Annotated in this window: 23 protein-coding genes; 14 read left to right on the forward strand and 9 right to left on the reverse strand. The window is 59.5% G+C overall.

Annotation, left to right across the window (positions count from 1 at the left end; translation table 11 throughout):
• Positions 1-185 precede the first annotated feature (185 nt).
• The 3 genes from RY113_RS05560 to RY113_RS05570 are packed head-to-tail and all read right to left on the reverse strand — an operon-like array spanning position 186 to position 5,602.
• Positions 186-3,479, reverse strand: a complete 3,294-nt coding sequence (locus RY113_RS05560; RefSeq protein ID WP_315913826.1) for an ATP-binding protein — start codon at positions 3,477-3,479, stop codon at positions 186-188.
• Positions 3,476-4,147, reverse strand: a complete 672-nt coding sequence (locus RY113_RS05565; RefSeq protein WP_110105315.1) for a DUF4194 domain-containing protein — start codon at positions 4,145-4,147, stop codon at positions 3,476-3,478. The genes RY113_RS05560 and RY113_RS05565 overlap by 4 nt, the downstream gene beginning before the upstream one ends.
• A gap of 6 nt (positions 4,148-4,153) precedes the next feature.
• On the reverse strand, positions 4,154-5,602 hold the full coding sequence (locus RY113_RS05570; protein ID WP_315913827.1) for a DUF3375 domain-containing protein: 1,449 nt from the start codon (positions 5,600-5,602) through the stop codon (positions 4,154-4,156).
• Positions 5,603-6,012: 410 nt separating this feature from the next.
• Here RY113_RS05570 and rpsF point away from each other — a divergent pair, with 410 nt between their 5' ends.
• From rpsF to RY113_RS05610, 8 genes are all read left to right on the forward strand, one after another.
• Positions 6,013-6,318 carry a 30S ribosomal protein S6 gene (rpsF, locus tag RY113_RS05575; protein ID WP_110105312.1) on the forward strand — a complete coding sequence of 102 codons (306 nt, stop codon included), beginning with the start codon at positions 6,013-6,015 and terminating at the stop codon, positions 6,316-6,318.
• A 62-nt stretch (positions 6,319-6,380) separates the two neighbouring features.
• Positions 6,381-6,998: a single-stranded DNA-binding protein gene (locus tag RY113_RS05580; protein ID WP_110105311.1), complete on the forward strand. Its 618-nt coding sequence runs from the start codon at positions 6,381-6,383 to the stop codon at positions 6,996-6,998.
• Between the two features lie 92 nt (positions 6,999-7,090).
• The gene (rpsR, locus tag RY113_RS05585; protein WP_005273147.1) at positions 7,091-7,330 is read left to right on the forward strand and encodes a 30S ribosomal protein S18; all 240 of its coding nucleotides are present in this window, start codon (positions 7,091-7,093) and stop codon (positions 7,328-7,330) included.
• 15 nt (positions 7,331-7,345) lie between these two features.
• Entirely contained in the window at positions 7,346-7,795 is a 450-nt protein-coding gene (gene rplI, locus RY113_RS05590) for a 50S ribosomal protein L9 (RefSeq protein ID WP_110105310.1), read from the forward strand.
• Between the two features lie 622 nt (positions 7,796-8,417).
• The gene (gene dnaB, locus RY113_RS05595) at positions 8,418-9,797 is read left to right on the forward strand and encodes a replicative DNA helicase (protein WP_110105368.1); all 1,380 of its coding nucleotides are present in this window, start codon (positions 8,418-8,420) and stop codon (positions 9,795-9,797) included.
• Positions 9,798-10,012: 215 nt separating this feature from the next.
• The gene (locus tag RY113_RS05600) at positions 10,013-11,386 is read left to right on the forward strand and encodes an MATE family efflux transporter (protein ID WP_373366667.1); all 1,374 of its coding nucleotides are present in this window, start codon (positions 10,013-10,015) and stop codon (positions 11,384-11,386) included.
• Between the two features lie 9 nt (positions 11,387-11,395).
• Positions 11,396-12,004: a hypothetical protein gene (locus tag RY113_RS05605; RefSeq protein ID WP_245932077.1), complete on the forward strand. Its 609-nt coding sequence runs from the start codon at positions 11,396-11,398 to the stop codon at positions 12,002-12,004.
• A gap of 74 nt (positions 12,005-12,078) precedes the next feature.
• Entirely contained in the window at positions 12,079-12,456 is a 378-nt protein-coding gene (locus RY113_RS05610; RefSeq protein WP_110105309.1) for a hypothetical protein, read from the forward strand.
• A 17-nt stretch (positions 12,457-12,473) separates the two neighbouring features.
• Here the strand turns inward: RY113_RS05610 and RY113_RS05615 are convergent, their stop codons facing one another.
• Positions 12,474-13,520: an N-acetylglucosamine kinase gene (locus RY113_RS05615; protein ID WP_170120898.1), complete on the reverse strand. Its 1,047-nt coding sequence runs from the start codon at positions 13,518-13,520 to the stop codon at positions 12,474-12,476.
• A gap of 92 nt (positions 13,521-13,612) precedes the next feature.
• Here RY113_RS05615 and RY113_RS05620 point away from each other — a divergent pair, with 92 nt between their 5' ends.
• The 5 genes from RY113_RS05620 (at position 13,613) to RY113_RS05640 (ending at position 18,806) form a co-directional block, all read left to right on the forward strand.
• Positions 13,613-14,584 (forward strand): MurR/RpiR family transcriptional regulator, encoded by a 972-nt coding sequence (locus RY113_RS05620; RefSeq protein WP_170120897.1) that lies wholly within the window; start codon positions 13,613-13,615, stop codon positions 14,582-14,584.
• Positions 14,577-15,341, forward strand: a complete 765-nt coding sequence (locus RY113_RS05625) for a sugar isomerase domain-containing protein (protein ID WP_110105306.1) — start codon at positions 14,577-14,579, stop codon at positions 15,339-15,341. The genes RY113_RS05620 and RY113_RS05625 overlap by 8 nt, the downstream gene beginning before the upstream one ends.
• Positions 15,342-15,502: 161 nt before the next feature.
• On the forward strand, positions 15,503-16,921 hold the full coding sequence (gene ngcE, locus RY113_RS05630; RefSeq protein ID WP_110105305.1) for an N-acetylglucosamine/diacetylchitobiose ABC transporter substrate-binding protein: 1,419 nt from the start codon (positions 15,503-15,505) through the stop codon (positions 16,919-16,921).
• A 92-nt stretch (positions 16,922-17,013) separates the two neighbouring features.
• The gene (locus tag RY113_RS05635; protein ID WP_110105365.1) at positions 17,014-17,913 is read left to right on the forward strand and encodes a carbohydrate ABC transporter permease; all 900 of its coding nucleotides are present in this window, start codon (positions 17,014-17,016) and stop codon (positions 17,911-17,913) included.
• A 5-nt stretch (positions 17,914-17,918) separates the two neighbouring features.
• Positions 17,919-18,806 carry a carbohydrate ABC transporter permease gene (locus RY113_RS05640; protein WP_396334216.1) on the forward strand — a complete coding sequence of 296 codons (888 nt, stop codon included), beginning with the start codon at positions 17,919-17,921 and terminating at the stop codon, positions 18,804-18,806.
• Between the two features lie 66 nt (positions 18,807-18,872).
• Here the strand turns inward: RY113_RS05640 and RY113_RS05645 are convergent, their stop codons facing one another.
• The gene (locus RY113_RS05645) at positions 18,873-19,451 is read right to left on the reverse strand and encodes a CGNR zinc finger domain-containing protein (RefSeq protein WP_315914109.1); all 579 of its coding nucleotides are present in this window, start codon (positions 19,449-19,451) and stop codon (positions 18,873-18,875) included.
• A gap of 54 nt (positions 19,452-19,505) precedes the next feature.
• On the opposite strand from RY113_RS05645, the gene RY113_RS05650 reads away from it, so the two are divergent.
• On the forward strand, positions 19,506-20,591 hold the full coding sequence (locus RY113_RS05650; protein WP_315913829.1) for an EamA family transporter: 1,086 nt from the start codon (positions 19,506-19,508) through the stop codon (positions 20,589-20,591).
• On the opposite strand, the gene RY113_RS05655 is transcribed toward RY113_RS05650, so the two are convergent.
• The 4 genes from RY113_RS05655 to RY113_RS05670 all read right to left on the reverse strand — a co-directional run bounded on the left by RY113_RS05655 (position 20,565) and on the right by RY113_RS05670 (position 24,352).
• On the reverse strand, positions 20,565-22,940 hold the full coding sequence (locus RY113_RS05655) for a heavy metal translocating P-type ATPase (RefSeq protein ID WP_315913830.1): 2,376 nt from the start codon (positions 22,938-22,940) through the stop codon (positions 20,565-20,567). The two genes, RY113_RS05650 and RY113_RS05655, sit on opposite strands and share 27 nt — an antisense overlap.
• 24 nt (positions 22,941-22,964) lie before the next feature.
• Positions 22,965-23,201 (reverse strand): heavy-metal-associated domain-containing protein, encoded by a 237-nt coding sequence (locus RY113_RS05660; RefSeq protein ID WP_110105300.1) that lies wholly within the window; start codon positions 23,199-23,201, stop codon positions 22,965-22,967.
• A 4-nt stretch (positions 23,202-23,205) separates the two neighbouring features.
• Positions 23,206-23,520, reverse strand: coding sequence for a metal-sensitive transcriptional regulator (locus tag RY113_RS05665; RefSeq protein ID WP_110105299.1), 315 nt, complete (start codon positions 23,518-23,520; stop codon positions 23,206-23,208).
• 202 nt (positions 23,521-23,722) lie between these two features.
• The gene (locus RY113_RS05670; protein WP_315913831.1) at positions 23,723-24,352 is read right to left on the reverse strand and encodes an MFS transporter; all 630 of its coding nucleotides are present in this window, start codon (positions 24,350-24,352) and stop codon (positions 23,723-23,725) included.
• Positions 24,353-24,389 lie beyond the last annotated feature (37 nt).

Genomic DNA, 24,389 nt, shown 5'->3' on the forward strand with positions numbered 1-24,389 from the left:
CCAGGGCGGCTTCCCGCATTTAACGGGCTTCCCTTGGTTCCCACCACCAGATTTGGGGGCCACCCCCTCCTTCTGGAGCCGTGGTGGAGCAGAAGTGGCGGAGGCAGAAGAAGGGCGGCAATCGTAGTGATTGCCGCCCTCCGGATGTCTTATCCCTTCAGTGTTCTGTGCCGCCTAGCTTGGCGTTAGCGCAAGATGATGGCCGTGGCAGTGGCGGGAGACTGGCCCGTGGAAACAAATCCTGAGACGTTAGCGTGCGGGTGCTTGATAATGTCCGTCACCGAGCCCAAGTGACGAGACAAATCAACCTTGTCTTCCGGGGCAGCCAGTAACAACTGGAAGCCAAACTCCTGAAGTGCGTTGATGCCGGCCCCCGCGTATTCGGAGTTGGCCTGGATGAAGGCCTCATCGATCATCACTGTCCCGTAGGTGCTGTAGCCCTGAGCATCGATCCCCAACTGGTACGCCAACGCGGCACCCATGATGAAAGAGGTGAAGCGCTGACCCTCACCGCCCGAGAGTGTGCCCGGCTCGAGGCCGGTCTCAATCTCACCGTTAGGGCGGTGCTCATTGCAGCTGATGCTCACGTGTTGACGGACGTCCAATACAGTGTCTGTCCAATGAGCCAGGGCAGGATCGGCCAGCGCGTTAACCAGCAGTTCTAGCTGCTGATAGCTGGAAGCCATGGTTTCCTCCGTGGCCTGGGTGTAGGCATTACCCAGTGCTTCCTTGAGGTCTTGGCGGAAGGTGCGGGCCTCGTCCGGAATGCTGGTTTTGACTTCGAGGCGCAGGCGGCTGCCCTTTTCAAAGGGCACGTCTGCCAGAATCTGGTTCAGCGGCAGTATGCGTTCCTCAATGGCACGGCGCTCTTCCTCCAGCAACTGCAACAGGTCCGAGAAACGTTCGTAGGAGCGGTTGTTGAAATACTCCTTGAACTCATCCTGACGCTGGGGTAGGCCATCGGAAACAATGCGGTCATAGAGTTCGGCATAGTGTGGTGCAGCCTCAGCGCCCGTGCCGTGGCTGGCGCTCATGGAGGGTCCGAACGCCCTGGCAAAGGCCTTAAAGATTTCGCTCAGCGCACCTTCCGTGCGGAACTGGTGCTCCTTCAATGTGGCGATACGCTCACCCAAGTCCACGGCGACATGGCTTAACAGCATTTCCAGCTCTTCAAGGGTGTTGGGTTCACCATCTCTGAGATAGGGGGCAAAGGCTTCCTGCGCCCAATCGTCGGCGGGCTTTGCTGAGTCGCCACCCGCGAGCACGGCCTGTACCGAGGCAAGGTCCCGCTCCAGGGCAGAGCGATCGTGGTGAAGTACAGCCACCCGGCCCACGGCAGCTTCCAGTTCAGCCTGGGCCGCTGTGAGGGAGTCTCTGAGTTGGGCCAAGGTGGTGCTGCCTGCAATGGTTTTCTCCAAGGTTGCCGCCAGTCCGTCCAAGGTGGTGGCTAGTGCCGTTGAGTCCAGTTCGTCAAAGCGCCGGGAGTCACCGGCTATCCGCTTCAGTGTTGCAAGCTTGCGGGCCGATTCCTCCTTCACTAGGCTGCTCTGCATGGCGGCGGCTTCTGCGGCTGACTGTTCGGCCGCCAGAAGTTCCGCCTGCTCTTCCAGCTCGGCAATCTTGGCCCCATTGTTGAATCCGAGCAAGTAGTCTGCTGGGTTGATGGTACGGGTATCACGCTCAAACAATGCGGCGCCGAGTTTCACGGTACCGGCCTGCGAGACTGCCTTTGCGTGCTGGTGCAATGCTGCGTCGTCTACAACGCAGGCTAATGCGAAGTCTCCCGCGATTTTTCCACGTAGCCAGGCGCCGGCGTCGGACTCGTGGAAATCAAGTTTGGTGACCAAATGATCGCGCCCCGCCTTGGCTGGCTTGGCCGGAACACCCAGATCTATCCAGCGCAGCTTGCCATGGCCCTCAAGGGTGTTGATAGCGGCCGTCACGGCAGCGACGTCCGGACCCCTCACCAGCAAAGTGGTGGCGAGCGAACGCAGTACCTTCTCCGCCGCAGGCCGCCAGGCACTGTGACCGCCGCCAATGTCCACCAGCTCTCCGGCAAACGGCATATCCTGGACATCGAACCCTGTTGCGGCACAAATGGCGCGGCGGGCCGCGGCGCTGCGCGAGTCAATGTTGGAGCCGCGGCGCTCATAGGCTGCAATCTCGGCACGCAGCGCCTTCTTCTGTGCCTTGACATTCACACTCGCTGCAACGGATTGATATTCGTAGGCCTTGGCTGAATCGGTCTGTGCTTGTTGAGGCTCGACGCCGTCTGCCGCGGCCGAGCGGGCTGCGGCCAGGCCATCAGGGCTCCAGTCATATACAAGCCCGGCCCCCGAGAGGTCTTCCCTAACAGCAGCCTCAAGACGTACCCGCTCGGTGAGTTCGCGCTTACCGCTGCGGATGTCCTTTTCTAAATTCTCGATGGCATGCCCACCATGGCTGGCATGTTGGTTGGCCAGCGCGGACACGGATTCACCCAGTGCGTCCTTTGCTAGTGTGGCAGCCGCGATTTCGGTGTGCTTGCGCTCCTGCGCCTCTTCCAGTGCAACGGCCTTGGCCGCCAGCAGTTCCCCTTGGAATTGCTGGCGCAGAAGGGGAAGCTGAACATTTTTTAGCTCAACTGTGCGGGTATATTCTGCGCCCAATTCGCACATTTTTTGATGCAGCGCAGGCACAGGGGCCAGCGCATCTCGCTGTCCACGGGCGTCCTGAAGCTGCCGGTGAATACCGCTGAGATGGCTGAAGTCCTCCACCGCGGCAGCGGCAGCGGTCAGTGTGGCCGGCTTGTCCAATACCTCGTAGCGGAAGAAGCGGTTGACGCCCTTATCCAGGCCCTTGCCGTTCTGTAGCGTTCGCAGCAAGCTGAACGCCTTGTCGTTGTGGATTCCCAGCTTGCGCCGGAACCGCTCAGCAAACGTCTTGTGCACATCAAAGGCCTCGGCCCCGGGAAGCGCAGCGTGCAGGGACGACGGCGAGAAGCGGCGGCTGCCGTGGTTCTCCAGTGCCTGGGTGTCAAGGGGCTTGTCATGGATGAGGTAATGCTTGCCAAGCTGCCCCTCAAGGCCGTTCGCCGGCAGGTCAAAGAGGGCGGCAATAGTGACGTGCCTACCCAATCCGTCCTCGAACACGAGCGCTGTGGCGGACCAAGTGGCGCTGGGGCGTTGGTATGCAACGCCCTGGGCGGTTTTGATCTTGCGCCCGCGCATATAGCTGAACGTGGTGCGGCGGTCCTTGCGGTTCGACGCGTCGTGCGCGGATTCGTTGAGCCTCGGCGCAGCATAGAAAATATGCTGGATGCCGTCAAAAAGCGTTGACTTGCCCACGCCTGGGTGGCCCGTTAGCAAGGTACCGGCACGGTCCACATGCATGCTGTGGCGTCCGTGGAAGGTGCCCCAGTTGATGATCTGAATTTGGCTCAACCGGAACTGTCCGGGGTTCAGTTCCTCGCCGATGGGCAAGGTTGTTGCAATGCTCATAGGAAGGCCCCTTGCGTGGCAGAGTCGTCAGTAGCGGAGCCGTCGGTAGCTGGCTCGTCGGTGCCGGGCTCGTCTTGTGCGCCAGCATCCAGTGCGGCCAGGTAGGCCGGTATTTGATCGATGGAGTCAAACGGCAAGGCCAGCGCAAGGGCGTTACTGACCCTGTATTCGTTCTCCAGCTCGGTGGGCAGGATGAGCTTGAGGTTGAGCAATCTGGCCAGTGCCGCATCCGTGGCCTCGTCCAGACGCTTGTCATCAACAGTGCCGGGTTGACGGTGTTCAGCCAGGATCTCCCGTGCCCCCGCCCGGGAGATACTCACATCCGTCCCCGTGCCAGCGTGCCTATCCAGCAATACCCGAAGACGCAATGCAAGCAGTGTTTCCTCGCGGCGAAGGGGCTTTCTGGCCACGATGGGCTGGGCATGGACTGCCTCAATCTCGGCGGGCGCGAGCAGTGCAATTTTGCGTTCACTATCAACACTGAGCAACAAGAAAATCTCGCTGAGATACTGCTGGAGCGAGACGGAGTGCGTGAGAATGGTGGTCCACAGGGCTGGATCTGCTGCGCCGTCAATGTAGGGCCCGCGTAGCAACCGCACGAGGGCTTGGCGCATGTCCAGAGGAAATGAGCCGGTGTCGCCGGGAAAGAGGGTGCGCTCGGTGCTCATGGTGCGTTAGTCCTTCGTGAAAGTGAAAAGGGGGACGGTTGCGGTGCGCGTGGTCCCGTCAATCTGTGTGAATGAAAGTGTTTCGCTGCGGCCCGGATCCAGGTTGTGATTGGAACCGCGTGCAGCGAGAATCAGTCCGCGAATCGTGTTGATGTGATGAAGCTCGTCCGGCAGGCAGGCATAAACCTCTGAAAGAGTGGCGGCACCATTGCGCAATTCCTTGGCCTGCTCCACGGCGGCCAGCAACTTGGGCATATTGGGTGCCGGTGTTGCCGGGGTCCTGTGGATATCGGCGTCGCTGAGGGCCGGGGGAGCGGCCAGTTTAGGTGGCGGTACGTGGTCCTCCGGATTGAAGATCCCCAGCCCGGCCAATGTTTCAAAGGTGGGTGAGAACAGCAACGGTGTCACCACCGGGGTGCGGGATCCCAAGGACGCCGTAGCAACACCCTGTTCGGCAGCATGGATGGCTTTGCGCAGCAGCACCGACTCTTGGAATTCTGCGGACTGGACGTAGGCGTGCAGGCTCTCCGAAAGGCGCCCGTAAATCGTGTGGACCTCGGCTGCCTGGCGGCGCATTTCCCGAACCAGCGAGGCTAAGTTGTGCCGTTCTTCGGAGGTGAGTGCCGCGGTGAAGTCCCGCTCCAGGACTTCATTGACCGATTGCCGGAACCGGGCCTGCTGAACGGGGTTGTTGAGGAACTCGGTGAAGCCTTTGAAGGTCTCGCCCTCGGCCGTGCCGCGCAGGGCCTTATCTCCTGCCAGTACCTGGCCTACGGCAACACCCTTCGTCACGGAGGATTCCATGATTTCGGTGCGAATCGTATGCAACATGACCTCAACGCCGTCGCGCATGCGCTTGAAATCAGCCGGCAGACTGGCGGCTAGATCAAGCACGCTGCGGGTTGCGGCAACCGCGGAGTCGTTGGAGAGCACGGCCGGGCTGGCGCCGTTTTGCAGCGCGTTGATCTCATGGCGGCGCTCAAGAATTTCCGCTTCGAGGGCAGCGATGCGCGACTCCGGGTTGGGATCGCTTTGCTGCGAGAGCGTTTCAATACTGTTCAGCAGCGTGCTCAGACGTGAACTGTTCAGGTTCGTGTGACGGGCACCGAGCGTGTCAATGAACGCCAGCACCCGTGCCGTGGCTGCCGTTGGCTCGTACTGGAACTTGCCATCAACCATGGGCCGGGCCAGGAACTGGCTGCGTACCCAAGAGTCCGCATAATGCGAAGCCTGCCAGGCCTCGTTCAGGCTGAGGCTCTCCTCCCGCAACTCCTTCATGAAGTCCGTCAGCGAGGCATGGAATTCCTCTAGGGGAACGCGCTGCCGGGTGGCGCTGAATTCTGCCCGCAAAAAAGCAAGCGCCCACGGTGCACCCTGGAGAAGTTTCCAGGCCGGGCCTGTCCGCAGCTGTTTTTGCGCGTGCCACTGCGCAACGGCGTTGTCAGTAGAGCGCATGGCAGAGCCTTTCGGCAAAAGGGGACGGGGTTAGTTCCATTTTAAGCCATGGTGTGGCCATTTCCGCCGCTTCTGGGCCCCGTCGGAGCGTGACGTTGGCGGTTCATCCTATTCATCCGTGAGAAATGGTCGTTTTGAGCCGCGAAAGCGACCATTTCTCACGGCTCGATGAAGGTGCGAGCCGGATCGGTGCGCGGTAGTGCTGAAAGCGAGCCTTGCGGCAGAGGGCACAGCGTGTGGCGAGAGTTACGCACAGGGGTGAGGCTCCGGCGTCGTACTTACGGTAGGATGGATAAGTCTGTGCTGGCACCGGACCCACTCGTTGAGTGTTCGCGCCAGGCAGCACCGCAAAAGAACCTCCTGTTACGGAAATGCCGTAACCGCCTAGACCAAAGGAGGTGGGTTCACATATGCGTCCTTACGAACTGATGGTAATCATCGACCCCGATGTTGATGAGCGTACCGTTGAGCCGTCGCTTCAGAAGTTCCTCAATGTCATCACCAACGATGGTGGAACCATCGAAAAGGTTGACATCTGGGGCCGTCGTCGCCTGGCTTACGACATCCAGAAGAAGTCTGAAGGTATCTACGCCGTGGTGAACTTCACCGCTGAGCCTGCTACCGCTCAGGAACTTGACCGCCTGCTTGGCCTCAATGAGACCATCCTGCGCACCAAGATCACCCGTCCGGAAGAGCAGAAGGTTGTTGCCGAGTAATTTCGGCAAACACCCCATAGCTTTTTCATTGTAGGAAAACACCAAGCAGGAAGCAGGAGCAGATGGCAGGCGAAACCACTATCACGGTCATTGGTAATCTCACCGGTGACCCGGAACTTCGGTTTACCCCGAGCGGTTCAGCAGTAGCGAACTTCACCATTGCGTCGACTCCGCGGACCTTTGACCGCCAGTCCAACGAGTGGAAGGACGGCGAAACGCTGTTCCTCCGCGCGTCGATCTGGCGTGAAGCGGCCGAGAACGTTGCCGAATCCCTCACAAAGGGCATGCGCGTACTTGTTTCAGGCCGGCTGAAGTCGCGGACCTACGACACCAAAGAAGGCGAAAAGCGCACCGTTATGGAGCTTGAGGTCGACGAGATCGGTCCCTCGCTGCGCTATGCCAACGCCAAGGTCAACCGCACCCAACGCTCCGGCGGACAGGGTGGGGGCAACTTCGGTGGCGGCAATGGCGCTCCCGCGGGCGGCAACTTCGGCGGCGGCAACGCTGGCGGAGGACAAGGCGGCTTCGGTGGCGGCTCTCAGGGTGGCGGCAACGCTCCTTGGGGCGGCGGCCAACAGCAGCAGCCACAATCCGCACCGGCGGCTGATCCCTGGGCTACGCCCGGTGGAACAACCGGCGGCTGGGGCGCGGGCCCGGATAGCTCCGAGCCTCCCTTCTAGAAATACCAAGTAAATTTGTGCGGCAACCGCCGTACGCACACCATCCCGCGGATTAATATCCACGGGCTCCACGAATACTAAGGAGCTCCACGATGGCTAAGGCTGAACTCCGTAAGCCCAAACCAAAGTCCAACCCCTTGAAGGCCGCTGACGTCACAGTCATCGACTACAAGGACGTAGCATTGCTGCGCAAATTCATTTCTGATCGCGGAAAGATCCGTGCGCGCCGCGTCACGGGTGTCACCGTCCAGGAGCAGCGCAAGATCGCACAGGCAATTAAGAACGCCCGCGAAGTTGCACTGCTGCCCTACTCCGGCGCTGGCCGCGGTTAAGGGAGATAACTAAACATGGCAAAGCTCATTTTGACTCACGAAGTAAGCGGCCTCGGTGCCGCTGGCGACATCGTTGAGGTAAAGAACGGTTACGCACGTAACTTCCTTTTGCCCCGCGGCTTCGCACTGACCTGGTCCAAGGGCGGTGAGAAGCAAGTGGAGACCATCAAGGCTGCACGTGCTGCTCACGCGCACGCGACCATTGAAGCCGCACAGGCGCAGGCAGCTGCCCTGACGGCTACGGTAGTTGTACTCAAGGTAAAGGCAGGCGCCTCAGGCCGCCTGTTCGGCACCGTCAAGGCTGCCGACGTTGCACAGGCTGTTGCCGCTGCAGGTCTGGGAACCATTGACAAGCGCAAGGTTGAACTGCCCGCCCACATCAAGTCGGTTGGCAAGCACACTGCAACTCTTCGTCTCCACGACGATGTTTCAGCTACGCTCACCTTGAACGTTGTAGCAAGCTAGTCTCGCTGCACTGCTTCATCGCTTCAAAAACCCGGTCCCCTTGTGGGGGGCCGGGTTTTTGGGTTAACGCCCCGTTTGGTGAAAATACGACGGCGGGTCACTCACCTTCCCTTCCCCGAAGCGTACGTGAAGTGATATTCACCGAAGGCAATGCGGCAGTGCCGGCACATACCTGAGTGCGCATAGGAGCCGAAGGCAGGCCTGAACTGTGCGGATATCCACAGAGCGACATATCTCTGTGGATATCCCCTGACGGGTGATTTCGATAACTGAGCGCCGAGGCTACCTCGCGATAGCGAAGAAGGTCACTAAAAATGTCCTAATCCACAGGCAGTGGATAGTGTTTTACCTTGTCAGCGCGTGTTTCTATGCAGCTTGGCGGAGTTATCCACATGCTTGTCCCCATCCTGTGCACAAGCAATGGCAGTTAATGCACCGGTTATCCACAGGAGGGGTGGACAATGGGGTTGGTAGATGTTCTGAGAGCGTCTAACGTTGCAAAGAACGCCTCCTCTTTTGACAACTTTGTCGGTATCAGCTGGTAAGCAGGAGCAGTAGCACGCAATGTGTCACCGCTAGGTGATGAAAGGCCCGGCCAGCAGGGCAGAAAGTGGGCACCAACATGTCAGCTCCAGCCATGGACAAAAGGGATACTTCCCGCGAGCCGGACTTCGCCAGAACCCCGCCGCAGGATCTAGTGGCCGAACAAAGCGTCCTAGGTGGCATGATGCTTTCCAAGGATGCCATTGCAGATGTTGTTGAGGTTCTGCGTGGCAACGACTTTTACCGACCGTCGCACGAGAGCATCTATGAAGCAATCTTGGACCTCTACGGCCGTGGTGAGCCTGCTGATGCCATCACGATCGCCGATGAGCTAACCAAACGCGGTGAGATCACCAAAGCCGGAGGTGCCGCATACCTGCACCAGTTGATCCAGTCTGTGCCAACAGCTGCCAATGCCGGGTTCTATGCTGAGATTGTTGCCGAGCGTGCAGTGCTGCGCCGGCTTGTCACCGCCGGCACCAAAATTGTCCAGATGGGCTATGCCCAGGACGGTGAAGTAGAAGACACCGTCAACGCGGCACAGGCAGAAATATTTGCTGTCGCTGAACGCCGCACCACAGAGGACTATGTGCTCCTCAAGGACGTCATGGAATCCACGGTGGATGAAATTGAGGCCTCAGGACACAAAGGCCAAGGGATGACAGGCGTTCCCACCGGTTTCTATGAATTTGATGAATTAACCAATGGTCTGCACCCCGGCCAGATGATTGTCATTGCTGCCCGTCCAGCCGTTGGCAAGAGTACCTTCGCACTGGACTGGGCGCGTTCGGCCGCCATTGATCACAATATGGCCACCGTTGTCTTCTCCCTGGAAATGGGGCGCAATGAAATTGCTATGCGGCTCCTATCTGCCGAGGCAACCATCAGCCTGCAGGATCTACGCAAGGGAACCGTCAAGGACGATCAATGGTCTAAAATTGCCACCACCATGGGCAAAATGAACGAGGCCCCGCTATTCATTGATGACTCGCCCAATATGTCACTGATGGAAATTCGGGCCAAATGCCGCCGGTTGAAACAACAGCATGATCTAAAGCTGGTGATTCTTGACTACCTGCAGCTAATGTCTTCGGGCAAAAGGGTGGAATCTCGCCAGCAGGAAGTCTCAGAGTTCTCACGTGCGTTGAAGCTGCTCGCCAAAGAACTGCAAGTTCCCGTAGTGGCGTTGTCACAGCTGAACCGTGGCTCTGAGCAGCGAACCGATAAAAAACCCATGGTTTCAGACCTCCGTGAATCCGGCTCCATCGAGCAGGATGCCGACATGGTCATCCTGTTGCACCGTGAGGATATTTACGACAAGGAATCGGCGCGCGCCGGAGAAGCAGACGTGATCGTGGCCAAGCACCGAAATGGTCCCACCAAGACCATTGTGTTGGGTTTCCAGGGCCACTATTCCCGCTTCGCCAACATGGCCAGCGAAAGTGGCGGCGGCTACTGACCGCCTTCGGGAAACACGCGTTGTAAGAGAAGCTTCCTAAGAGAAGCCCAGCCGCCTTCCTGAAAACGGCCCAGGCGCTGACGGCGGTGCTACCCGCGGCGGCTGGGAGGTGGCTGGCTCTTTCTGCATACCCCTGAGCTCCTGGCCCAGGACGCTCCTTTGTCCAGGCGGCTCCTCTGCCCAGGTGGCTTCTGCTTCACGGCTACTGTTAAACCATGCCCGAATCAGTCATGCGTTCCGACGCCTCCAAGGCCACCCGCCGCACAACTGCCAGAGCAATTCGTGGGCTCGCCATACCCGCATTTGGGGCACTTGTTGCTGAACCGCTTTTTCTGCTGGCGGATTCCGCCATTGTGGGTCATTTGGGTGTTCCGCAACTGGCGGGGGTGGGGCTGGCTGCCGCAGTTTTACAAACTGTGGTGGGGCTTATGGTTTTTCTGGCCTATTCCACAACGCCCGCCGTTGCACGTCTTCTGGGGGCTGGCAGGCATCGCGAAGCTCTCGCAGTGGGGCGTGATGGGCTGTGGCTGGCTGTGCTGCTCGGGATTGTACTTTCCGTGCTGGGTATATTTTTCGGCGGCTGGCTGCTCACTGCCATGGGTGCTCAAGACGAAGTCTTAGAGTACGCCCGGCAATACTTCATGATCAGTTTGGCGGGTATCCCGGCCATGCTTCTGGTCATGGCCGCCATGGGTGTTCTGCGCGGACTTCAGGACACCAAGACACCGCTGATTGTGGCTACCATAGGTTTTGCCGTAAATATTGTCATGAACTTTTCTCTGGTCTACGGCTTTAACCTCTCGGTGGGAGGAGCCGCTGCTGGCACCGTCATTGCCCAGTGGGGCATGGCCGCGGTTTACCTCGTTATTGTGGCCCGTGCAGCGCGGCGCTATGAGGTGGGGTTGCGTCCCGATTGGAGCGGCGTCAAAGCAGTCTCTAAAGTGGGCAGCTGGCTCATGCTCCGTACCCTGTCCTTGCGTGCCGCCATTGTTTTGACCGTGGTGGTGGTGACAGCACAGGGGCCAACCAATCTTGCCGCCCATCAGCTGGCCATGACGCTCTTTAGTTTCTTGGCATTCGCACTGGATGCCCTGGCCATTGCCGCTCAGGCCCTGGTTGGCAAGGAACTAGGAGCTGGCAACGTGGCTTCAGTGCGGCTGCTGACAAAGACCATGACCCGGTGGGGGCTGGGGTTTGGTGTTGTGACGGGTGTTGGAATTGCGGCTATTTCAGGGGTGGTGGGCTGGCTCTTCACAACAGATCCTGGCGTCCATGCAGCGTTGACTGTGGCTCTACTGGTTATGGCGGTAGGGCAGCCCCTGGCCGGTTACGTGTTTGTTCTTGACGGCGTTCTGATAGGTGCAGGGGATGCCCGCTACCTGGCCTTAGCCGGGCTGGCTAATCTGGTCATCTACCTGCCGTTGCTTTACTGGGTTGGACAGGCGGGCCTTGGAGATACCATTCCGGGCATGCTTTGGGTCTGGGTGGCATTCAGTGTGGGCTATATGGGAGCCAGAGGATTGACGCTGGGCTTGCGCGCGCGAACGGGGCGATGGATGCAGATCGGTGTTCCGGCTCGCCGCGGCTAGACTTAGTGGGTGAGTGATACAGCCCTTCCCCAATCTGCTAACGCCAAACTCTTGACGCCTGGAGCGCCACTGCTGTGGCGACCGGTGTTGTTGCGAGCCCTAGTCGCCTTGGCTTTTGGCCTCACCACCGTCTTCTGGGCCGAACCCGGCCCGCTGGGCATGTGCCTTGCCCTAGCGGTTTACTTCTTGGCCTCTGCTGCGGGGCAGTACTGGATTGTGCGCACCATGGCGCTGCCGCGCCGAGACTCCCGCAGAGTTATGCTCCAAGGTGCCGCAGGGATCCTTGCAGTAGGTGGCGTGATGGTGGCGATTTCAGCTAGTTCTGTGGTTGCCGCGTGGCTGGGTGGTGTGGCACTGGCCGTGCTGGGTGCGGCTGAACTATTCGCAGCGATACGGAAGCCGGCGGGAAACTCAGGGGAGAAGCTTGCTCTTGCCAGTGACTGGCGGATCTCAGGAGTATTGGCGATGGGCACCGGTATCCTGCTGCCGTTCTTTGCGGCAGCCGGGCCCCATGCCATGCTCGGTGTGGCCGGCGGTGGGGCGCTGATGACAGGCGCTCTTTGGGCGTTATCAGCCTTGACGCTACGCCATGACGGCGGCACCGCAAAAGCCCAGTAAACTGGTAGTAGATTTTTCTACTTTGCGTAGAAACGCGTGGTGCGCGACACACCAATCAAAGCAAAGGATCAATTGTGGGCACTGAAGAGCCGGCGAACCCCAAATCAGCCAATTCCATAAAGCTCCCGTTGAGTTTCTCGGCTGCTTTGGCAGCAGTGGCTGGTCTATTCACGTTGGTGTTTGCCTCCGGTGGTACACAGTACGGTCTGCGGTGGGACCTTGCTGGCATTGCTTGCGGCATTGCCTTCGTTGCGTCATTGCTGGTTTCTTCACTCCTGGTGATGGGACACAAGGAAAACGACGCCTACCTCAGCGAGGGCTCCGGCGTATACCGAAAATCCTCCGACCGTTTGGCCCCGAACCCAGAACAGGCCGGCCAGGCTTCCGCAGCGCAAGCAGGGGAGCCTGCAGAAAAGCCCGATGAAGAAGCCCAGGACGGCCCCAGCAAGTAGGTAAAGCCCCTTCGGCGCTACCCGCGCAGGGCTGCGAGGCTATCTTGGATTCTGGTAAAAACTACCGCATCCACCTCAATACCGTTGCGCTTGAGGACCAGTACTGCTGAGCCCACCACTCCGTCTTCGACCATAGAAGCACTTGCAGCCGTCCCCGGCTGGGCCGCGGCCAGTTGCTTGAGCACCTCTGCCGCAACCGTCCTTCCCTTTGTTAGGACACTGCCACCAAATACCAGCGGCTGGGCGCATACCTCTCCGGGAGTCCGGGCAATGCCGCCGGCGTCAGCTGACGCCGGGCCAGTTGCTGAGGCGCTACTGGCAACAGCTAGAAGTGTTTTGGCCAAATGACTGGCAGCGCGGTGCGCGATCTCCCCTGCGACGGCGTCTTGCGGCAGCGCAAAGACTAGCGGGGCAAAGCGGGAAAGCTCAATAGGGCTCAGTTCGTATGTTTTGACGATCAGTTGCTGTTGAGCCCGCAATCTGCCCTGAGAGCGCTGTGCAACATTGAGCTCGATGCCCAGTTCGGTCAACACTAACCCTGTCAGTGCCGTCCGTGGGCCTCTGCCGTCTAACTCGGCGGCCACCGCCCGGGCCACCTCCCGGCCCAGCCAGAAACCCGAGCCGTTATCACCTAATAACCACCCAGTGCCGTCAGCCACGGCCACCAGCTCCGCACCCTCGATTCGGGCACTAACGGCTCCGGTACCGGCTATCAAGGCGCAGCCATCATCCTGATAAGTTCCTGAGTAAAAAGCCCCCAATAAATCAGATTCAATCATCACGCTTCCGCATAGGCCCAGTTCAACGAAGCGTTCGTGGAACAAATCCATTGGCGGTTCCATGGAAGCTCCAGCCATGGCCAGGAGTACCCCGGAGATGTTTGCTGGGGCACCTCCAAGGGCCTGCATGGAGGCTTGGGTCAGCGACTCCAAAGCGGCCGTAACTCCGCGAGAAACCGGGTTTCCGCCCCCTGCTGTTCCGTAGCCCAGACAGTGACCGGAGGAGTTCAAAAGAACGGCGCGTGTAGACGTGCCGCCGGCGTCAATCGCTAGGTATTTACGCATCGTTACCATTCTGTGTCTGAGTGTGACTTGACTTACATCAATAGTGATAATAGTTTTCATTATGTACCCACCTAAAAGAAATGGATTTTCATATGTCAGCCTCCACGACTCCTGCAGTAGCAGTTTCGGCTGCCGGTGTCGTGAACCGCATTCAGGCCAAGCTACCTGACATGCCTGCGGCAATGGCGAAAATTGGTTCCTTCCTCTTGGAGCACCCGCAGGCACCCTTGGAGTTCTCCATCATGGAACTTGCGGAACAAACTAAAACGTCCCCGGCCACGGTGACCCGGTTCTGCCGTCTGTTAGGTTACGCCGGATATGTCCCGTTCCGGGTCAGTATTGCTTCTGACCTTGGTCGCAGCGATGCCCGTGAATCGTGGAAGGCTGACATTGGGCGTGCGTTTGGTCCCGATGACTCCCCCCGAGATGTACTCAGCACGCTAGTGAACGCGCACACGCGCTCACTAGAAGAGACCGCTGCGGTCATGGACCTGGCGTTGATGAACAAAATTGCCCGCCGTATTGCCATGAGTTCCCACGTTGATATTTATGGCATTGGCGGCAGTGCCGTGATGGCTAAGGAACTGCAGTCACGGCTATACCGCATTGGCATCAACGCCCATCATTGGTCGGAGGTCCACGCGGGCCTGACCAGCGCAGCCATTCAGGATTCAAATTCCGTGGCCATTGGAATCTCAAACACCGGCCGCACCGAAGAAACACTGCAGATGCTCCGTGAAGCGGGCGAGGCCGGTGCGCTGACCATCGCGCTGAGCAACAATCCGGGTTCGCCTCTAGCTGAGAGTGCAGATGAGGCCATTATTACCTCGGTACACGAGCAGTTCTTGCAGCCGGATGATCTCTCTGCCAAGCACGTCCAGTTACTTGTTCTGGACTTGATTTACTTGCTGGTGGCCCAAGTGAATTTCGCCCAAACCACGTCAAAATTGGCAGCCTCTGCCATGGCTGTCTCTCCGCATAGGCGCCCTACCCGGGCAGCCCGGATCGAGTTGAGTGCCCATAGGAGCCTGCGCAACGCCGGGAAGGGTGAAGCTCATGTCTAATTCCATTACAAGTTTCAGCTTTGAAGTTTCCTCTCGCCTTGACGCCATTACTGAATGGGCGCTGGCTGGCGGAGCTGCACAAGCCGCTGCCGCCATGGCGGAGGCATTGAGTAACGGCGGGGTCATCCAGGCATTTGGTACCGGCCACTCCGAGGCGTTTGCCATGGAAATTGCCGGCCGGGCCGGAGGGTTGATCCCCACGAGCAAGATTGCGCTGCGCGATCTGGTTCTCCACGGAGACCGTGACGTGTCTGAGCTGGACTCGCTGGAGGGCTCCGTCTTGGAGCGCGATACCGGGGCAGCGGAGGAGCTTTTTGAGCTGTCACTGATCGATCCCCGGGATATATTCCTAATCGCTTCCAACTCCGGAGTTAACGGCTCCATTGTTGGGTTGGCCCTTGAGGCCAAGGAACGCGGACACACTGTGATCGCCGTCACCAGCCTTGAGCACACAAGCGCCGTCGAAACAAAGCATCCTTCGGGAATGCGTCTGAGTGAAATTGCAGACATTGTTATTGACAATCAGGCGCCTTATGGGGATACCACCCTTGAAGTTTCCGGCGGAGGAGGTGTTGGTGCGGTCTCATCGATCACAGCTGCATATATTGCGCAGCTGCTCACCATTGAGACTGTCCAGTGCCTGGTCCGTGCGGGGAAGCAACCGCCCATTTATATTTCAGCAAATATACCGGGCGGCGACGAACACAACACAGCACTGGTGGGCCAGTATGTTGGCCGGCTCAGGCGGGAGGCGTGATTCCAACGGCACTGGAGAAGAAGATCGCTACAGCGCCTGAAGTCAGCCGTAAGAATTGCAGTGAAATGCAGTGAACGTACGAACTAGTACAGGGCAGTAGAAGGCAGTACAAAGCAGTACCGAATTAGCGCTCGTACCATCAATGGAAGGCAGTAAATAGAATGAGTATTCAGAACAAGCCGCTGCAGCGTCGTGGATTCCTCCGCGGCGCCCTGGCCACCGCCGTGCTTTTGCCCTTGGGCGGAGCGCTTGCTTCCTGTGCAGGCGGCAACAACGCAGCGGAGACCTCTGCTGCCCCCGGTGGCGACGTTGACCCCACAAAGAACCCGTTCGGCGTAGCCGCAACCGGCAAGCTTGACGCTGTCATCTTCAACGGTGGCTACGGCATTGACTACGTTGAGTTCGCTGGCGCCATCGTCAAGAAGAACTTCCCCGAGCTGGAAGTCGGCATCAAACCTTCCACGGACATTGCTCAGGAGCTACAGCCCCGCTTTGTTGGTGGCAACCCGCCTGATCTGATCGATAACTCCGGTGCAAAGTCCATCGGTTTCAGCACCATCTTGGATCAGCTCGAAGACCTGCAGAGTGTTGTTGACGCCAACAACCTCGAAGGCACCAAGATCGCCGATACGCTCTTCGATGGCGTGCTGGCTCCGGGTACCTTTGACGGCAAACTTGCCGCCATCAACTACGTGCTCACCGTATACGCGTGGTGGTACTCCGCCAGCCTGTTCAAGGACAATGGCTGGACCGTTCCCACCACCTGGGACGAAGCCTACGACCTGGGCCTTAAGGCCAAGGAAAAGGGCAAGTTCCTCTTCGTCTTCGGTAAAGAAGCCGCAACGTACTACCAGACTATGGCAATTGAATCCGCCATCAAGGAAGGTGGCGATGAAGTTCGCCTATCCCTTGAAAACCTGAAGCCCGACTGCTGGTCAATGCCGGCAGTGCAGAGCGTTTTCACCGCCATGGAGAAGATTGTCAAGGCTGGCATGTTCAAGCCCGGTGGCGCAGGAACTGTCTTCACCGCAGCTCAGGCTCAGTGGTCCAACGGCCAGGAAGCTCTCCTGTACCCGTCCGGTTCCTGGATTGAGAACGAGATGAAGGACCAGACCAAGGCGGGCTTCGAAATGACGGGCGCACCGGTTCCCGTTGTCTCCGCCAGTCCGAAGATCGCCCAGACGGGTGTTCGCTCCGCAGGTGGCGAGCCCTTCATCATTCCCGCCAAGGGTGCAAACGTTGCAGCAGGCAAGGAATTGCTGCGCACCATGCTCTCCAAGGAAGCAGCTACCAACTTCGCCAAGGAGAAGCTGGCACCGACCGTTGTCAAGGGCACCGTCCCCGCCGACGGCTTCGGCTCCACCGCGCTGGTCTCACAGACCACCATGTTGGAGAAGGCTGGTAAGGACATCTTCACCTGGAACTTCGTTGACACCTATGGCATGAACGGTGACCAGCTTGTTCCGTGGAACTCCTTCCTTGACGGCAAGCTCGATGTTGCAGGTCTGACCAAGGCCCTGCAGGAGATCACCGATAAGGTTGCCAAAGACGATTCGGTCAAGAAGATTGAAGTGAAGTGACTCAAGTAACAAACGAAGTGCAGTCGGGCGGTGGCGTTGTCGCCACCGCCCGGCGGCGCCGGAAAAAACTGACATTCGATAAGGTCAGCTTCATGGCAGTCTTCTTAGGGCTGCCGTTGGTGATCTATCTGGTCTTTGTGATCTCGCCTTTTGTTCAGGCGATTTACTACTCAATGACCAGCTGGAGCGGCTTCGACAACAATATGCCGTTCGTAGGCTTGGGTAACTATGTCAAGCTGTTCAATGATGACGTCTTTATGATTTCGGTGCGCAACAGTGTCACCCTAGCAATTTTCTTGCCTGTCATCACAGTTATTCTTTCCCTGATTCTTGCCACCCTGGTCACCATTGGTGGAAGCAGCCGCGGGCAAATCAAGGGCCTGCGAGGCGCAGGTTTTTACCGCGTGGTCTCCTTCTTCCCCTACGTAATTCCGGCCGTTGTCATCGGCATTATCTGGTCCCAGATTTTCAATCCCTCTAACGGTTTGCTCAACGGTATTCTCACGGGTATTGGCATTGACAGTGCTCAGGACTTTGCCTGGCTAGGTGATTCCAGAACCGCCATGATCGCATCGATGGTTGTCATTGTGTGGGGCTTTGTGGGCTTCTACATGATCCTTTTCATCGCAGCCATTAAGGGAATTCCTGCCGAGACGTTCGAGGCAGCTCGCATTGATGGCGCTGGACGCTTCCGTACGGCAGTAAACATTACGATTCCTTTGATTCGTGACAACATCCAGACTGCCTATGTCTACATGGGCATCTTGGCCCTGGACGCGTTTGTGTATATGTCAGTGTTGAACTCCACAGGTGGTCCAGGAAACTCAACCTTGGTCATGTCGCAGAAGCTCTTCAGCACGGCATTCACCAAGGGTCAGTTCGGTCTGGCCTGCGCCATGGGTGTGGTTCTGGCAGCAATAACCCTGATCTTCTCGGCGCTGGTATTCCTAGTAAACCGGCTCACCGGCGGCACTGAGGATGTGTCTGAATGATGTCCATGAAACTTTCAAAGAAGCCGGCTGCTGCCGTGCACGTAGAGCGCAAGGCTCAAGATACCAAGGGAGATAAGGTTGTTGCTGGTGTCTCGCACACCATGCTCGCCCTGTGGTCACTTTTGGTGCTGGTCCCACTGGGCTGGACGCTGTTGTCCTCCTTCAAGACGACCTCGGAAATCTTCGCCTCACCCTTCTCGCTTCCCGCAGTGTGGAAGTTTGAGAACTACATTAACGCCTGGAACACCGCAGGCATCGGTACGTACTTCTTCAACACCGTTATTGTGGTGGGCTTTGCGCTGGTCATTGTGATGGCTCTGGGTGCCATGTGTGCCTACGTGCTGGCACGTTACGTATTCCCCGGTTCGCGTGCCGTCTACTACCTGATGCTAGCCGGTTTGACATTCCCCATCTTCTTGGCCATTGTGCCGTTGTTCTTCATCCTGCAAAACCTGGGGCTTTTGAACACGTTGCCAGGATTGATCATTGTGTACGTGGCGTTCGCTCTGCCATTCACCGTCTTTTTCCTTTTCTCATTCTTCAAGGCGCTCCCGCATGAAATTGCTGAAGCGGCTCAGATTGACGGTGCCGGTGAATGGCGGACCTTCTTCCAGGTCATGCTCCCGATGGCCAAACCGGGCATGGCCTCCGTGGCCATCTTTAACTTCCTTGGCCTATGGAACCAGTACCTGATCCCTGTCGCCATTAACACCAAGGCAGAGAATTACGTGCTCTCGCAGGGTATTGCGCGGTATGCAGGCCAAATGGGCTACTCGGTTGACTTCGGTGCATTGTTCGCCGCCGCCATCATCGTAATTGTCCCCGTCTTGATCATGTACGTTCTGTTCCAGCGCCAGCTCCAGGGCTCGGTGTCTGCAGGAACCATGAAGTAATAGCTCTTCCTTTTCAGGAAAGTACCGAAGGCCCACATTGGATGTTGATGTGGGCCTTCGGTGTGTTTAAGGGAGTTTCTCGGTGCTGGACTTACGGCGGCGGTACGCTGCCACGTGGGCGCGGTTGCCACAATTGCCGGTCTCGCAGTAGCGGCGCGAACGGTTCTTGGATAGATCGATCACCACGGCGCTACAATTCGGAGCGGCGCACACCTTTAGCCGGGCCAGCTCCTTACCGCGGATGACGTCTACCAGAGCCATGGCCGCCTCGACTCCCATGCGTTGGGCCAGGGGAGCGGCCGGTGCCGTGGCGTGCAAGTGCCAATCCCACTGGTCATGCTTGACCAGTTGGGGCAGGGCGTGAGCGCGGGCCAGCAGGTTGTTGACCATACTTGCCGCACCATCCTCGTCCGCAGTAAAAATATTGCGTAATTCGGTGCGCATTTCGCGCACAGCATCCACTTCGGCCAGGGAGTGTTCGCGGGATCCGGTGAACTGTTCTTGGAGTATGAAGGCATCCAGTTCGGACACGGTTTCCAAGGTGTCAGGCCCGGAAGGACCATTCTCGGCGACTGTGGTGGGGGCGGTGTTGATCAAATTCACGGCAGAGAGCAACGCTATCTCCGTGTCATGACTAAAGACCATATTGACTCCTGACAAGCCTCGAGGGTAATGTCACTAGCATAACGCTCTTCACTCATGACTCTTTGGATTTACGTGACTACCTCAACAACTTCCAGCCCCTCTTCCGCCATTGGTGCACGCACGGCCATGGCGTCCCCAGCTTTGGTCATCGCTTTGGTCTCGGCAGCGGCCTTCGCGTTGTCCGGCCCCTTTGCAAAATCGCTCTTCGATGTGGGCTGGTCCCCGGGAGCAGCCGTCGCTGCGCGCATTGGGGGCGCCGCCGTCGTACTTTTAATTCCGGTGATTATCACGCTGGTGCGGCGCTGGGCCAAGGTCAAGGGATCGTTGGGGCGGATAGCTATTTACGGTGTGGTGCCCATTGCGCTGTGTCAGCTTTTTTACTTCAATGCCGTCCAGCACCTCTCAGTGGGGGTGGCGCTGCTACTTGAGTACCTCTCGCCCGTGCTGCTGGTGGGGTGGGCGTGGATCATTACCCGGCACCGGCCGCGGCTTTTGACCATTGTGGGTGCCGCTTGCGCCATGGCCGGATTGGTTCTGGTGCTGGATCTGGCTGGCAGCCAAAAGGTCAGTGTTGAGGGTGTTTTGTGGGGGCTGGCGGCCGCCGTGTGTTCGGCCGTGTACTTCATCATGTCGGCACGTGCCGATGACCACGTCCCTCCTGTCCTCATGGCAGGCGGTGGCATGGCTGTGGGCGCGCTGATGATCCTGGGGCTGGGCGCGGCGGGGATTCTGCCCATGGTCTTTAACTTCAACAACCCGGTGTTTGCCGGAGCCCAAGTGCACTGGCTGGTGCCGGTGCTGGGCCTGGTGCTGGTCACCACTGTTTTTGCGTACCTGATGGGGATCGTGGCAACCCGGGGGCTGGGGTCCAAAGTGGCCTCATTTTTGGCCCTCTTTGAGGTGCTCTTCGCCGTGATCTGGGCGTGGATTTTGCTCGGTGAAATGCCGAGGGTCATCCAGCTGATAGGTGGCGTGGCCATCATGGGCGGGGTGATTCTGGTGCGCCTGGACGAGCTGCGCGGATCTCCCCGGCGTGGGCCCACGCATGTGGTGGAGCTCGACGCCGGAACGAGCCGCGCAGGCGATGGGCTTTCAGCAGCCCGGATTGAAGAGCTACCGGCCGAAGCGGCGCAGCCGTAGCGAGTTTGCCACCACCAGCACGGAGCTGGCGGCCATCGCGGCACCGGCAATCATTGGGTTCAGCAGTCCCAGTGCGGCCACGGGGATGCCAATGGCGTTGTAGAAGAACGCCCAGAACAAGTTCACCTTGATGGTGCCCAGCGTTTTACGGGACAGCGCTATGGCCGTGGCCACTTGGCCCAGTTCGCTGCCCATGACCGTGAGGTCTGCGGCCGCGATGGCCACGTCCGTGCCGGAGCCCATGGCGATGCCAAGGTCTGCCTGCGCCAGGGCGGGGGCATCGTTGACACCGTCACCGGCCATGGCCACGATGGCCCCGGCCGCCTGCAGCTTCTTGACGGCCTCAACCTTGCCCTCGGGTAGCACGTCGGCGAACACATCCTCGGCCGCGATGCCCACCGCGGCGGCAACCTGTGCGGCCACGGTGGCGTTGTCGCCGGTCAACAGGATGGGGCGCAGACCCAGGGACTTCAGCGTGGCGATGGCTTCCTTGGACCCGGCCTTGATGGTGTCCTTGAGTGCAATCAGCCCGGCCGCGTGGCCGTCCACGGCCACCCAAATGGTGGTGGTGCCGCGTTGTTGCTGGTTTAGCAGTTCTGCCTTGGCCGCGTCGGAAAGTTCGACGGCGTTTTCCTCCAGCCAGCCTGCCCTTCCGGCCAGCACGGTGCGGCCCTCGATCACGGCCCGGACACCGCCGCCGGGAGCTGACATGAAGTCCACAACTCCGGCGAGTGTGCCGCCTTCGCCTGCCTGTTCATGGGCGTGGGCCGTAATGGCGTGGGCAATGGGGTGCTCACTGTGGGACTCAACCGCCCCTGCCAGTCGCAGCACTTCAGAGGCAGGCACCTGGGTGAGCGGGACGACGTCGACCACGGCCAACCGGCCCTGCGTGACTGTGCCGGTCTTGTCCAAAAGGATGGTGTCCACGGTGCGGGTGTCCTCGAGGACCTGCGGACCCTTGATGAGGATGCCGAGCTGGGCGGCGCGGCCGGTGCCGGTGAGCAGGCCCACCGGGGTGGCCAGGCCAAGCGCACAGGGGCAGGCAATGATCAGCACGGCCACGGCCGCTGTGAATGCGGACGCGATATCACCGCTGAGCAGTAGCCACAGGGTGAACGTGATGACGGCAATGACGAGCACCACCGGCACAAACACGGCGCTGATACGGTCCGCGAGCCGGGCGATGGGAGCCTTCGATGCCTGTGCGTCGCTGACCAGCTTGCCCATCTGGGCCAGTGTGGTTTCACTGCCCACACGGGTGGCGCGCACCAGCAGACGGCCGTCCGTGTTGATGGTGGCACCGGTGACGGGGTCGCCGGCACTCACGTCCACAGGCAGGGATTCGCCCGTGATGAGCGAGGTGTCGATGGCCGAAGAGCCGTCGGTCACGACGCCGTCCGTGGCGATCTTCTCGCCGGGGCGGACCACGAAGATTTCATCCACTGCTAGTTCGTTGGCGGGGACTTTCACCTCGACGCCGTCGCGCAGCACCGTGGCTTCCTTGGCGCCTAGGCTCAGCAGCGCCTTGAGGGCATCGCCGGCCTTCGCCTTGGCTTTCGCCTCGAGGTACCGGCCCAGGAGTAGGAATGTGACAACTACAGCAGAGACTTCAAAGTAGAGCGGGGCGTGCCCCGCCATTGCGCTGCCGTGCTCCGTCAGCAGGGGGTTCAGTCCCAGCTCCACGGCGGAGAACAGGAACGCTGCGCTGACGCCGATGGAGATCAGCGTGTCCATGGTGGAAGCGAAGTGGCGGGCATTGATGGCTGCCGCGCGGTGGAACGGCCAGGCCGACCACGTCACCACCGGCAGGGTCAGGATGCCGGCAACCCAGCCCCAATGCGGGAACTGCAGGGACGGGAACATGGAGACCAGGAAGACCGGGACGGTCAGAATGGCGGCCAGGATCAGGCGCGGGCGCAGCGTTTCCGCCGTGCCGCCGTGCGCCATATGGTTTTCGTGGTCCACATGGTTTTCATGGTTTTCGTGGTTCGAATGGTCGGCGCCGCGGTGGGCACCATCGGTTTCGACGCCATCTTGCGCGGCACCCGGGTGGGGGTGTTGCGGGAGGCGGGCTCCGGCGTCGTGCTTAATGGCGGGAGGATTCTTGAGCCGGGCCTTGTAGCCGGTGGCGTTGACGGTGTCGATGATTTGTTGGTCGGTAATGCCGGCGGGGACCGTGACAGCAGCGCTTTCCAGGGGCAGGTTCACGGCAGCGCTGACGCCTTCAAGTTTGCCCAACTTGCGCTCAACCCGGCTGACGCACGAGGCACAGGTCATGCCTTCGATGTCGATCTCGACCATGCGGGGGCCGGGTGTGGCGGTTTGGGACAAAATGTTTGAGGCGCTCATGGCGCTCCTTAAGGAGTTGGTGGGTTAGGCGTTGTTGGCGACGACGAGGTAGCCGGCCTCGGCAACGGCCTCGCTGATTTCGCTGGGCTCAAGAGTGAGCGTGGAGGTGATGGTGACTTCGGAAATGCCGCCCTTATTGAGCTCGACGGAGACGTTTTCCACGCCCTTGAGGCTGGTGAGTTCCTCGGTGACGGAGCTGACGCAGTGCCCGCAGGTCATGCCTGAAACGTTGATGGTGGTGGTGTGGCTGCTGTTGCTCATGTGGCTAGCTCCTGAGTAGGCGGGAAATGGCGGCGGTGGCTTCGGAAACCTTGTCGGAGACGATCTCCGGGTTTCCTGTTTCTGCGGATTCATGGGCGGCGTTGACCACGCAGTGCGCAATGTGGTCTTCCAGTAGGCCGATGCTGACGGCGTGGAGGGCCTTGTTGACGGCGGCCATCTGGGTGAGGATGTCGATGCAGTACTTGTCCTCCTCAATCATCCGGGCGATGCCGCGCACCTGGCCCTCGGCGCGTTTGAGGCGGCGCAGGTACGCCTGTTTTTCCTCGGTGTAACCGTAGCTGTGATCTTCTGTGCTCATATTCCGAATTTATACCCCCATAGGGTATACGTCAAGTACCCCTAGGGGGTATGCGTTGAACGTCACGCCCGGCGCTCGGGGGTGTGCCGGTGGGTCGGCGCTACCGCCCCCCGTTTCCGCGCCCGGTAGACCGGGCGCGGATGTGGGGAGCGGGCGCGCTGCCACCGGGCGGACAGGACGAAGGCAGTCAGGACGCAGACTGTCAGAGGGTAGGTTCCTCGAGCAGGTGGCTGATGCGTGCCGTGCTGGCCCGTGCCCATGACGTTGTGGACGCGATGCCCAAGGCAGCAATGGCCAGGCCGAGCGGGTCAAAGCTGCGGGCCTTGGCCGCCCGGGACTCCGGCACAAACAGGGCGGTGAGCACAATCGCAGCCACGCCAATGGGGATGTTAATCACGAACACGGACCGCCAACCAACAGATTGGGTCAGGAAGCCGCCTACGAGAGGGCCGAAACCCATGGACACACCCACCACGGCTCCCCACGTACCAATGGCCCGGGCAAAGATCAAGAACCCAATGGACGGGGCCACGCTGCACAGCAGTGAACCGAGGCTGAAAGCGAGAAGCCCCAGCTGAAAAATACGCCGCCTGCCGAACCTGTCCGCCACGGAACCGGACACCATGAGAAAACCGGCAAGCGCCAGCAAGTATGCGTCAACCGTCCATTGCAGCCCCGACACCGACGTTTCGAATTCCCGCCCAATCGTGGGCAGGGCAACGTTGACGATCGTGGCGTCCATGGACACAATCAGCAGGCTCAGGCAGCAGATCGCCAGCACCAGCGACTTCGGTGCCGGCTTTCTCGGCGGGTTGGCAGTAGTTGAGCGCATGTACCCACTCTCAGTTCCGGGACAGGAGCTGTCAACC

Origin of the sequence: Arthrobacter sp. lap29 (assembly GCF_032458965.1) — a bacterium.
Taxonomy (GTDB): Bacteria; Actinomycetota; Actinomycetes; order Actinomycetales; family Micrococcaceae; genus Specibacter; species Specibacter psychrochitiniphilus.